Genomic DNA, 12,150 nt, shown 5'->3' with positions numbered 1-12,150 from the left:
CCTTCTTTATTTTGTATAAACCACCGCATCCATTTCCACAAGTACATTTTTGGGTAACCGGCTTACTTCCACAGTAGCACGTGCAGGATATGGCTCTTGTAAGTAGCCACCGTATATATCATTTACCTTTGCAAAATCATCCATCGAAGTTAAATAAATTGTAAATTTAACAACTTGTGAAAAACTTACTCCCGACTTAGCCAAAATGGCTTTTAAATTTTCCAATACCTGCTTCGTTTGTGCTTCAATCCCATCAACTACTTCACCAGTTGATGGATTAATACCAATTTGACCAGAGATATAAATAAAATCACCCGCTTGAATAGCCTGTGAATATGGCCCAATTGCAGCTGGTGCGTTTTCAGTATGGATTTCTTTTACCATTCGTATTCACTCCTAGCAAATATTTACCTTTCTTGTATCATATCATTTTTACTTCTTCCTTTGCTTGTTAAACGTATTGTCAAGAAGTATTAATTCTTAATTGGATCAACACTATTCCAATGAAACACCTTCTTTATATGCCATAACAGATCGCACATAATATATGTCCCCATAACAGGCGTTATACTGTTTTGCTTCTTCCCGTAAACAGCTGTAAATGGATTGATCAGGGGCATTTTCATACATCTCTTGTGAAAAATTGATAGCAATTTCTTGTGAATAACTTTTCGATTGCTCTCGGACATAATTAATAAAACCTTTACCAAAATTATAAGATTGTATCGCCAATTCTAAATCACCATCAGCTGCTTCAAGTGTTTCCGAAAAATAATAGACTCCTTGTTTAATAGATAGTTCTGGGTCATCAATACATCCAACTTGTCCACAATAGCTTTCTGAAGACTGCATGGGATCGTTACCACGTCCTCCTGACTCCTGCATCATCATAGCTAATAAAACGTCTACATATTCCGAAACACCATATTCCTCAGCGTAATCCTCCACTATTGGTTGATAACGTATGACATCCTTACTAATTCTGTTGTAATTAATTTCCCGAGGTTTTTCATATGACAATACAGAAATAACGACCAATGCAGTCATTAGGAATATCGTAACTAGAATTGCTTGCTTGAAAGCTATCTTCGTTCTTTTCTTCATCTCCATCAACCTTTTAATCTATTATTTTTATCGAGGCTGTTTTCTAAAAGATTGTTGTTTGTTAAGTATGAATCTTTATGATTAATTTATATAAACTGCGAAGCACCTTAAAATGAAAAACGTGGTGAAATATGAGATTAAATGTACTGCTCCAAATCCTGCTCCAGAAATACACTTCGCTTTCCGCGGGCGGCTTACTCGCTCGCAAAACAAGTGCGCTTGCATCTTCTAGTAATGCTTCGCGCTAGGCTTCCACAACGGAAGGGGAAAACGGAGCGGACATGGCGTACGTTATTACGTAAAATAATCTCATTTGAAAATATTATCGGACATCAAGTACGTTATTTGCTCTAATTCGTACCAGAATACCTGTCATTTCGGTTAATAACGGAACTGATGTCCTTTTAACCCCTTTATTACCCACTTTTGTCACAAATAAGGGAAGAATTGTCCGTTTCCATACTTCGCCTATCCATATATCTTCTTTGCCTCTTCGCGTCCCCCGCGGAAAGCAACTGCCCGCAGCGAAGAACACGTTTCAAAGTTACTTCGCATTTCACACCAATTTTGCAAAAAAGAGCCTTTATCTAAAGTTATTAACAGAGTTATCCCCATTCATCAACAGAGGTAATGTGTAGAATTATACAATATTTTGTAGAATAATGTTATTAATTAATCAAAATATAGGGGTTATCCTCATCTTATCCACAAATTGTTAATAAGTTAAGCTCGTTTTTTTGTAAACAGTTCCTTCTCACGCCATTTTCCGAACCGATAATACAAAAAGGCAAACAAGCTACTTATTATAAAACTACTTCCCATCCCAATGGCAATACCTGTATCTCCAAACCAACTAGAGAATAAAGCCGTTAGCGGATAACGTAAAATCCAGAATGAGATAATATTGAGTACGAGAACTTGATACATCGCACCAGAAGCACGAACAATTCCATTTAATACAAAGTTAATACCTAAAAAAGGATAGCATAAAGCAATTATTTGTAAGTATTTCGTTCCAAACGCGACAGCATCCTTATCTTGAATAAATAACTGAACACCATAATGGGCAAAAAAGACAACGAAAAGTCCGATTGCCATCATAATACCAAAGTTATAGAGCACGCCATACTTTGCAATTCGATTAACACGTTGCCAATCCCGTACACCAATATTTTGACCTGCCATACTGTTAACTGCAGTTCCGAGGGCGTGCGCAGGAAGCATTAGCAAACTATCCAACCGCTGGGATGCACTAAATCCAGCAACTACCCCTTCTCCGAACGTTGTAACTACACTCATAATCGCAGCTGCTCCGGCTGAAATTACAGCCATTTGTAACCCGGAAGGTATCCCTAAGTTTAATATCAAACCTACTTCTTGTTTAGCAGGTAGTTTAGGAAGCATAAATGGTGCTAGTTTTTTGTACAGTACAAAAATCAATCCATATAAAAATGCACTTCCCTGTGAGACAATCGTTGCATACGCAGCACCTTCAATACCAAGATTAAACCCGGCAATAAATAATGGATCTAATACCAGATTCAAAGCAACAGCAATCATTACAAATCGTAACGGTGTTTTACTATCACCTAACGCTCGTAAAACAGTACTAATAAAGTTATAGCCAAACAAAAATAAGATTCCTAAAAAGTTAATTTGCAAATAGGCTTTTGCACTTGCCATCATTCCTTCTGGCGTCCCTAACAGACTTAATAACTGCTCAGCAAAAATGAACCCTATGAATCCTAGAAATACAGATAATCCTATTAAGATCACGACAAAGGCATTTAAATAACGACGTAATCCTTCTTCATTTGAACGTCCCTTTTGCTGCGAGAGTATAGTTAGGGCAGCATTATTTAATCCTATTATAAAGGATAATACAGTAAAAATAATGGCACTGGATATAGCAACTGATCCTAACGCGTTTGCTCCAAGTAAATTACCCACCCATAAGCTATCAGCAATCTGGTAGGATGTTTGTAATAAATTTGTAAGCATTATTGGACCAGAGAACAAAATCAATTGTTTTAATATACTTCCTTCGGTAAAGTCATGCTGTTTTTTCATAACACATGCAAACCTTTCTATACACATCTTTACACCTAGTTCTTCTTATTTTATCACTTGTTCTTCCATAATTCCTCTAACATTGCCCATCAAAAATGACCACAAAAATATATTGTAATTTTAAAAATACTTATAATAATATGATATTATAGAAATAAGTTCTATAAAAAAGGAGATGGTATGGATTATGATGCAAGTTCCATTAACAGTTGGCTCCATCCTAGAACACGCTGAAACGTTTTTTTCTAAGAAAGAAGTTATTTCACAAACACATGACAAACTTCACCGGCTAAATTACGGAGAAATCGGCCAGCGTACCAGAAGATTGATGAGTGTGCTACACGAATTAGGTATACAAAAAGGAGATCGAGTCGGTACGCTAGCATGGAACCACCATCGACATCTAGAGGTTTATTTTGCGGCTCCAGGGATGGGAGCAGTACTACACACAATTAACATACGCTTATCACCGGAACATGTTATTTACATTATCAATCACGCAGAAGATAAAGTTTTATTTATCGACGAAGACATTCTACCTCTTATTGAAAAAATACAAGATCATCTAACTACTGTTGAAGCTTTTGTGGTCATGACCGATAAAGCCGAACTCCCAGAATCTAACCTTACACCGCTATATTCTTACGAAGAACTACTGATCACAGGAGATCCATCCCACTCTTTCACAACTGACATTAATGAAAACGAACCAGCTGGTATGTGCTATACTTCAGCAACGACTGGCAATCCAAAAGGCGTAGTTTATTCCCATCGAGGTATTGTGTTACACAGTTATGCATTAGGATTAGCAGATACTGCAGCTATTTCCGAGTCAGATGTCTCCATGCCTGTAGTGCCACAATTTCATGTTAATGCTTGGGGAACACCATTTGCTTGTACTTGGTTTGGAACTACGCAAGTAATGCCTGGACCTCGCTTTACACCAAAACGACTGGCTGAGTTCATTGAGCGGTTTCATGTCACTATAACAGCTGGGGTGCCGACCATTTGGTTAGGGTTATTACGGGAAATAGAACAAGGGGATTATGATTTGTCTAGCTTACGAGCGGTATTATGCGGTGGTTCGGCTGCACCGTTAGGACTTATTAAAGCATTTGAACAAAAACATAATATACCTTTCTATCATGCATATGGGGCAACGGAAACAACCCCTCTCGTTACATTATCGCGACTAAAGAGCTATCAGCAGAATTTTTCGGATGAAGAAAAGTTGAAAGAACGTGCTCGACAGGGAATTCTTGTTCCTGGTTTGGAAATGAAAGTGGTTGGTGATCATGGAGAAATTGAATGGAATGGACAAGAAATGGGTGAATTACTCCTTCGTGGACCATGGATTGCAAGTGAATATTATAAGGACGTTCGTACAGAACAGGCATTTGTCGATGGTTGGTTCCATACGGGAGATGTTGTTACCGTGGATGAAGAAGGTACAATTCAAATTGTTGACCGTACAAAAGACTTGATTAAAAGTGGTGGTGAATGGATTTCTTCCGTCGAAATTGAAAACGCTATCATGACACATCATGCTGTTTTTGAAGCAAGTGTTGTAGCGATACCAGATGCTGAATGGCAAGAACGTCCAATTGCTTGTGTAGTCTTACATGAAGATTTTGTTGATAAGATTAATAAAGAAGATATTCTTGAATTTCTAAAACCCCAATTTGCAAAATGGTGGTTACCAGATGATGTGTTATTTATGAATGAAATACCTAAAACATCTGTCGGTAAATTTTTAAAACGCCAATTGCGTGAAGAAGTTAAAGAACATTTTAGTATTCACGATTAATTAATTTCCTTTGGTCAGTTAGCTACATCACTTTGTGTTTATGTAGCTAACTGACCGTACACATAACTTATCAATTAAACTGTGAATTCTTTTTTCACTTGACAATATTATGAAAATTCCGTACTATAATAGAAATTAACCTCTTTCGGGAAACAAGTATTACACATTTAAATGACAGAAAATTCTGTTATATATTAAAAAACAATTTCTTATAACACAACTTCAAGTAAGGAGGGTTGATATATTGAAAATTAAACTTGCTGTTTTTGGGAGAAATGAATTAATTAATCGTTTTCGAAGTTGTGTAGCACAACATAAGGATATTGAAATCATTCCTTTTACATATCGAAAAGCGATAGAAACGGTAGATTTACTTGAAAAAGCTTTTATGTGTGATACGTACGTATTTTTGGAGTCTCTTCCTTATCTTTATGCAAAACAAAAAATAGAAAAAAAACGACTCCCCATTGTACAAGTCGCATTTGATGAGTTTATGGTTTTAACGTCGTTCTATCATTTAAAAAACACGTATAATCAATCGTTAGATCGACTGTCTATTGATGTACTAGATAGGAGTCATGTAACGGAAGTTTTAACCGAACTGGTTCTTCGGGATCGAGATATTTATACATATAGCTATGGACAAGACAATATAGTTGATATACCTAAAATTGTTTCTTTCCACCAGAAACTATGGGATGACGGGAAAATTGACCATGTTTTAACTTCCCTAGATGAGGTGGAACAAAAACTAAAGGAAATCGGCATACCAACAATTAGTATGATTATCCCTCACATCAATATGGAGAAAGCAATCGTACAAGCCAAATCCATTACAACTTTAAACATGAGTAAAAGCGCTCAAATCGTTGCTGGTTTTGCAAAAATTAAAGACATAGAAATACTGAAAAATAAACACGGGGAACTCTATGTACAGCAGCTACAAGAAAAGCTACAACAAATACTATGGAAGTTTGGTGAAAAAACGTTCGCTTCCGTTTTTACCAATCATGAAAATCATTATGTAATCATCGGAACACGCGGTGTCTTGGATCATATCACAAATCATTTTCGTGATTTTCCGTTATTACAAGAAATTGAGGAATCGTTAAAAACAGCCGTAGATATTGGTTTTGGGCTTGGTTTAACTGCAAAGCAGGCAGAGGATCATGCAAAGCTTGCATTGGAAGCATGCTCTAACAATAAAAATAGCAGCTGTTATATTGTTAATGATCGTGGTGAAAAGATAGGTCCATTAGGAGTAAAAAAGCACTTTGACACCTCACAGCTCTATCAGGCTCTGATTCATAAAGCAAGACTTAATAACGAACTCTCTTATAACTTTATTGACTTCATCAAAATTCGTAATAATGAGCCTTTTTCATCCAATGATATCGCAGCATTTTACAGTGTGACTAAAAGAAGTGCTGAACGTACGGTTAATAAACTTTTATCGGGTGAGGTCATAAAAATTGTCGGTGAAGAAAAACCATATGTAAAAGGACGACCTAGAAAGTTATTTCAAATTAATATGTAAGCGAAAGGAAAATCAGTAAGGGCCAAAATCCCTACTGATTTTTCTTTGAATTCTTCAGTTTTTCCAATCCCTTATTTCGATTTAATATAAGCTTTGCTTCTTCATAATCAGCATCATCTACCATACCATTTAATACATATATCCTGTTATCATCATCATTCGAGATTTCTAGATTATAAAATGCAGAATACCCGATATTAAACGCTGTCTCACTCGTTGATGAAAAAGGAGCAAAAGCATTTTCGCCTCCGAAACCGCCATCACCTGAGATGGTATCAATAGTGATCTCATATGAATGCAATGTTTTTAAACTAGCCTCAGCTGATAAAGCATCATCTTCTGTCTGGAAGTATCCCATAATTTGTTTGGCCATAAAATCATCCTTTCTCGTTAGTATTTATTCCTTATTGTTTACAAAAAAGAAAATAATAACAAACGACGCGAACAGATTAACTGTTACAAGTCACGATCACAAAAAGATATTACGAANTGTGCGTCGTAGCGACGTACGAACTGCGCCAGCGTAACGCTGGTGGTTCAATGTTGCCACGCAAAGTGGCGGTTTTAATTGAACAGTCCCCGTAGGAGATAAAGGAAACATGCCCCTTCATAGGGGTATGCCGACGTTGGGCGCAAAGCCCGATTTTAGTCGGCCTTCCTTTAATCTTATGGATTAAGGATGTTCGACTATGTCGAACTGTTATCGTACGGAGGTGAGGGAAGTTGCGCTAGTCGCTGGGCGCTGGTCGATAAAAACGCCACGTCCTGTGGCGTCATCGACACTAGGACGTCCTGTCCGTCGGAGCTGGACGTGGCTGTTCCTGCCAAGAATTATCCACAGGTATTAAATTTTATAATTTCCTAGACCATAACAAAATCGCACAGTTTAAATATACTGTGCGATTTGCTATGTGAACTATAATTTGTTCATCTTTATTCTATATGTTTAATAGTTCGCGTACATCTTCTTCACTCAAGCTCGATAACATGGTTTCACCTGGTTGAATTACTTGGTCAATGAGTTCGCGTTTCTTCTGCTGTAGCTCATAAATCTTTTCTTCTATTGTTCCTTCTGTAATCAGACGAATAACTTGAACAACATTTTTTTGTCCAAATCGGTGTGCCCGCCCTGTAGCTTGATCCTCAACAGCAGGATTCCACCATAAGTCATATAAAATTACTGTATCTGCACCTGTAAGGTTTAGCCCAGTTCCACCGGCTTTTAGCGAAATTAGAAAGACATTATTTTCCCCATTATTAAAGCGTTCGCTCATTTCTACTCGATCTCTTGATGGCGTTTGCCCTGACAAGTAGAAATACTCAATACCTTCTTGTTGTAATTTTCCTATAATAATCTCATGCATACTCGTAAATTGGGAGAAGATTAACATTCGCTTTCCGTTTGCAATAGCATTTTTTACGGTTTCCATCAGAAGTTCTAGCTTGCCAGATTCTCCTTCATAATTTTCGATAAACATCCCTGGGTGGCAACATATTTGCCTTAATCTAGTTAATCCAGCTAATATTTTCATCCGATTTTGCTGGAATCCAGTTTCTTTCATTGATTCTGCCGCTTCTTGTTGAACTTGACGTAAATATCCAATGTAAAGTTCTTTTTGATGGCTTGTCAGTTCAGAAACACTAACTGACTCTATTTTTTCTGGAAGTTCTTTTAGTACATCCTTTTTCAATCTGCGCAAGATAAATGGCTTTGTAATAGCAGCAATTTTTTCATTTGATAATTGCTTAAATGTCTTCTGATTTGGCATGAGTCCAGGTAACACAACTTGAAAGATTGCCCACAATTCATCTATTGAATTTTCAATTGGTGTTCCACTTAAAGCAAACCTTCTTCCCACTTTAAGCTGGCGAATCGCATGGGATGTCTTGGTTGCATAGTTTTTAATATATTGTGCTTCGTCCAGAATTAATGTTTGGAAAGTCCTATCTTTGTAATATGCAATATCTTGCCTTAATGTTGCATAAGAAGTAATCCATACATCCACATCAGTTAAGCTTGTAATTTTCTCGTGCCTCTCTGCTGGGGAACCTGTTAATATGGCTACTTGTAATTTCGGTGAGAATTTTTCAAACTCATTCTTCCAATTGTATACCACAGATGAAGGTGCAACTATTAAATGTGGATTTTCACTCGGTTCCGAAGCGATATAAGCAATACTTTGTAACGTCTTTCCGAGTCCCATATCATCCGCTAAGATACCACCTAAATGATAATTACTTAATGACTTAAACCACTGATAACCTGTCATTTGATAATTTCGCAAGGTGGCTTCAATTCCGTCTGGAAGATCATATTGTTGCTCTTCCGGCGACTTCAGCTCATAAAGCAATTGCCTAAATGCAGGGTCATAGCTTTTCTTCGTATCAATAAGTTCATCGACTTGCGTTCCTCGATAAACAGGCATGTGAATGTTACCATTTTCCACATCAGACTTTTGTATATCCAGATCACGAAAGAACTTTTGAATAGATGAATATTCTTCTCCTTCAAGAGATAACATTTGACCACTTTGCAAACGATAGTAGCGCTTTTTCTCGATAACCGCATCTAAAATTCTGTTAATCTCATCATCAGCCACACCATCAATATTGAAACCTATTTCAAGTAAATTAGTAGATGACTCCATTTTTACGCTCGTACTCGGTATTGGGTCATTTTCAATAATTAAATGACGTATTTCCGAAGTTAAGAAAAGCTCCACATAATTATCCAAGATAGGTAACACTTTATAGAGAAAATCATATAACTCATCTTCATGCGCTTCAATATACAATGCTTTTCCATTGTAATGAAAATTGGCATGTTCGATTAGTTGCATAATCTGTTGTTCCTTTTCCACATCCCGAATGATAATAGGATCGTTTTGTTCGCGACCATTAAAGGGATTAATTACCTGATCTCCATAGTGATATTCCAGTCGACCTACCACCCAGTCAGCTTGCCATTCAAGATATAACTTGGCACGTAATGGCACTTGAATAATTTCTTGTTGTACCTTCTCTTCTATCTCTACATCTCCAACCTTTTTAAGTGATGGCAACACTTCAGATAGAAACACATCCGCTTGGTTTTTCGCTATTGGAAGCCGCTGATCAATCATGCCAAATTGACTAACGTGATCAAGAATAGGTAATTGCTCTTTTGCTGGAAAATAAAATACACCATTGGAAAATAATATTTCATAAGGTTTGAAAAACGTTCCATTCTCTACATCATGCATCGTTAATAATAGATCATTTTGATCATTTTTCGTTAGGGCAAAATGGTAAGGTAATTTGTCTTTTTCAATGGCGGGCTGTTGATATGTTTGCTTCCCCACCTCTACACTTACATCTCGCTCGACTAATTTTTCTAACAGTTCTTTGGCCACGAGCGGTGGAATGATAATAGATCGCTTATCATGCATATTCCCTTGATAATGATAGAAACGGTACCCACTATAGATTTTTTCATTTCGCAATATGGAATAGAGCATCTCAAAGATAGTAAGGTCTTGTTGTAGTATGAAGTGTTGTTCAGGAGAGTAGGTGAATGTTTTTGTAAAAAAATGCTCATTACCATGAACGACATCTTCTAAAAAACTTCCTGCATCCTTGACAACGAAAGTTCGCTTTTCACCAGTTTTTAGTTCAACAACCAGATTTTTATCATAGGTCCATTTCATAATATATTCCACATGTAAAGGTACTTTATCTGGCAAAATTTCAAGTGTGTTAGATTGTTGTGGAATAGAGCTCAGTGCCTGAATAAAACGGTTCGTTGTCCGATAATCGTAATTATCAAATGTAGTCGCATTGTTCGAATCTTTATGTTTAATGCTAATTAATGTAGCAGCAATATGCTTGCACGAATTATACGTATCAAACGCCGGGCAATCACAGTACGTATCGATGGAACCATCATCAAAATCTTTTGTATTAATTTCCACGAAATATTCCTCAGAACCGTGTACAGTTGCAGTCCAAACTTGATAGTTAATATCATACAATAAATCACTTACTAGACCTTGATTATAATATTCTAATCCCCGCTTATAGATAATAGGCGGAAAAAGCTTCTGTATATTAATATCGCTCAATTTTTTCAAAACCCTATTAACCTGCCTTTATACATTCTCCTTATATTGTAAACGAGAATGCAAAGTTTTAAAACCTAAAGGTGCCAGGTACTTGTAAATATTTTACAAGTACCTGGCACCTATTTTGCTTTTAGTAACAGGTAGATATAAATAAGGATGGATATGAGTACCGATCCTGCTGCTGTTAGGTATATTGCTCCGTAGTTAAGAATGAATGCGATTTGTCCAAATAGTATTGCTCCCATTCCTACCCCTAAATCAAAAGAGGAAAAGAACGTCGCATTCGCCATCCCCTTTCGATTGTTTGGTGCTTTTTCAACAGCCCATGCTTGTAGTGCTGGTTGAACACCGCCAAAACCAAGGCCATACATGGCAGCAGCAATAAGCAATACGGTTGTGTTTGGCAACCAGAATAACAATATCATAGCGCCAAATATGAGAAACGCTCCAGGCAAAAATACATATATATGCCCTTTTCGATCATACAGCTGACCAGCGAATGTTCGTGATAACATTAAAAATAATGCAAACACTAAGAAGTATAAACTAATCCCCTCAACACTTTTTTCTATAGCATATAATGGAAGGAATGTTGCGATTCCTCCGAAGGTAAACGTAATAAATAATAACAATATGGAGGGTTGTATTGCCGTTTTCTCGAAAATGTCAAAGCGTGCAGGAACTGATTTATCTTCTGATGCTTCCACTTTTTTATAGTGGATTTTTGCGGATAATAGAAATGCCATAAGACCTAATGAACCACATATCAAAAATAACTGTGTAAACGATATTACATCTACAAGTGCTAATCCTAATGCAGGTCCAAATGATAATGCAATGTTACCCGATAAGCCAAAATATCCCATACCTTCCCCACGACGTTTCGGCGGAATAATGTCTGTTGCGATAGTACCGGTAGCAGTAGTGGATAAGCCCCAGCCAAGCCCTTGAACGATGCGCATCAGTAACAGTAAAAAAATACTACCTATAAAAGCATAGGACCCTACCGATAGAACAAAAATTGCTAGACCCGTCATGTAAACAAACTGTCTACCTTTTGATTCTAATGAATGCCCCGCAAACGGGCGAATGATTAGTGCGGAAAACGTAAATATTCCAACGACAATGCCAATTAATTGGTCACTACCACCAAGTTCTTTTACAAATAGTGGTAAGGTAGGCAATGTCATCTGGAAGCCTAGAAAAATAAAAAAATTAGCCAGACAAATTAGTACGAAATCTCGTGACCATATTTTGTCGGCTTTTATATCAGTTTGTGTATTTGCTTGTGAGCTCATGTGATTCTCCTCTTTCTTTCGGTACTCGAAATATATTATACATGAGTTAATATGGAAAAGGAATGGATTTAATCAAAATAGTCCCTTGGATGGAAACATTGAAACTGTAAAACAGTAAGAAGAATGGATTATTTCAACATAAGACTGTGAACAGTACTATCGCTATGGTATAATGGACTTAGAAATCATATTATGTATGAAAGCCCAGCTGCAACTGGGCTTCTGATAAGCGGT

The 12,150-nt window shown here is 36.9% G+C and carries 8 protein-coding genes; 2 read left to right on the top strand and 6 right to left on the bottom strand.

The genetic code is table 11. The annotated features are described in order from the left end of the window. Nucleotides 1–6: 6 nt before the first annotated feature. The 3 genes from ACFSTA_RS16660 to ACFSTA_RS16650 all read right to left on the bottom strand — a co-directional run bounded on the left by ACFSTA_RS16660 (nucleotide 7) and on the right by ACFSTA_RS16650 (nucleotide 3,174). Nucleotides 7–384 (bottom strand): RidA family protein, encoded by a 378-nt coding sequence (locus ACFSTA_RS16660; protein WP_377557960.1) that lies wholly within the window; start codon nucleotides 382–384, stop codon nucleotides 7–9. A gap of 111 nt (nucleotides 385–495) precedes the next feature. Next, a complete protein-coding gene (locus ACFSTA_RS16655; protein ID WP_377557959.1) occupies nucleotides 496–1,104 on the bottom strand; it encodes a lysozyme family protein in 609 nt (202 codons plus the stop codon). A 723-nt stretch (nucleotides 1,105–1,827) separates the two neighbouring features. Then, nucleotides 1,828–3,174, bottom strand: coding sequence for an MATE family efflux transporter (locus tag ACFSTA_RS16650; RefSeq protein WP_377557958.1), 1,347 nt, complete (start codon nucleotides 3,172–3,174; stop codon nucleotides 1,828–1,830). A gap of 187 nt (nucleotides 3,175–3,361) precedes the next feature. Between ACFSTA_RS16650 and ACFSTA_RS16645 the strand changes: the two genes are divergently transcribed. Beyond that, a complete protein-coding gene (locus tag ACFSTA_RS16645) occupies nucleotides 3,362–4,981 on the top strand; it encodes a long-chain fatty acid--CoA ligase (RefSeq protein ID WP_377557957.1) in 1,620 nt (539 codons plus the stop codon). 244 nt (nucleotides 4,982–5,225) lie between these two features. Then, nucleotides 5,226–6,518, top strand: a complete 1,293-nt coding sequence (locus tag ACFSTA_RS16640) for a hypothetical protein (RefSeq protein ID WP_377557956.1) — start codon at nucleotides 5,226–5,228, stop codon at nucleotides 6,516–6,518. Nucleotides 6,519–6,549: 31 nt separating this feature from the next. Here ACFSTA_RS16640 and ACFSTA_RS16635 read toward each other — a convergent pair whose 3' ends face one another. The 3 genes from ACFSTA_RS16635 to ACFSTA_RS16625 all read right to left on the bottom strand — a co-directional run bounded on the left by ACFSTA_RS16635 (nucleotide 6,550) and on the right by ACFSTA_RS16625 (nucleotide 11,916). Further along, nucleotides 6,550–6,891 (bottom strand): hypothetical protein, encoded by a 342-nt coding sequence (locus ACFSTA_RS16635; RefSeq protein WP_377557955.1) that lies wholly within the window; start codon nucleotides 6,889–6,891, stop codon nucleotides 6,550–6,552. Between the two features lie 565 nt (nucleotides 6,892–7,456). Further along, on the bottom strand, nucleotides 7,457–10,627 hold the full coding sequence (locus tag ACFSTA_RS16630; RefSeq protein ID WP_377557954.1) for a DEAD/DEAH box helicase: 3,171 nt from the start codon (nucleotides 10,625–10,627) through the stop codon (nucleotides 7,457–7,459). Nucleotides 10,628–10,737: 110 nt separating this feature from the next. Further along, a complete protein-coding gene (locus ACFSTA_RS16625) occupies nucleotides 10,738–11,916 on the bottom strand; it encodes an MFS transporter (RefSeq protein WP_377557953.1) in 1,179 nt (392 codons plus the stop codon). Between the last annotated feature and the right edge of the window lie 234 nt (nucleotides 11,917–12,150).

Origin of the sequence: Ornithinibacillus salinisoli (assembly GCF_042684965.1) — a bacterium.
Taxonomy (GTDB): domain Bacteria; phylum Bacillota; class Bacilli; order Bacillales; family Amphibacillaceae; genus Ornithinibacillus; species Ornithinibacillus salinisoli.
Note: the sequence above shows the minus strand (reverse complement) of the source record. Positions and strands in the feature narration are given on the sequence as shown.

Excerpts from the sequence above, each read along its gene's own strand:
- ACFSTA_RS16655 (WP_377557959.1), bottom strand. The coding sequence starts at position 1,104 with ATGAAGAAAAGAACGAAGATAGCTTTCAAGCAAGCAATTCTAGTTACG.
- ACFSTA_RS16625 (WP_377557953.1), bottom strand. The coding sequence starts at position 11,916 with ATGAGCTCACAAGCAAATACACAAACTGATATAAAAGCCGACAAAATA.
- ACFSTA_RS16660 (WP_377557960.1), bottom strand. The coding sequence starts at position 384 with ATGGTAAAAGAAATCCATACTGAAAACGCACCAGCTGCAATTGGGCCA.
- ACFSTA_RS16650 (WP_377557958.1), bottom strand. The coding sequence starts at position 3,174 with ATGAAAAAACAGCATGACTTTACCGAAGGAAGTATATTAAAACAATTG.
- ACFSTA_RS16635 (WP_377557955.1), bottom strand. The coding sequence starts at position 6,891 with ATGGCCAAACAAATTATGGGATACTTCCAGACAGAAGATGATGCTTTA.
- ACFSTA_RS16645 (WP_377557957.1), top strand. The coding sequence starts at position 3,362 with ATGATGCAAGTTCCATTAACAGTTGGCTCCATCCTAGAACACGCTGAA.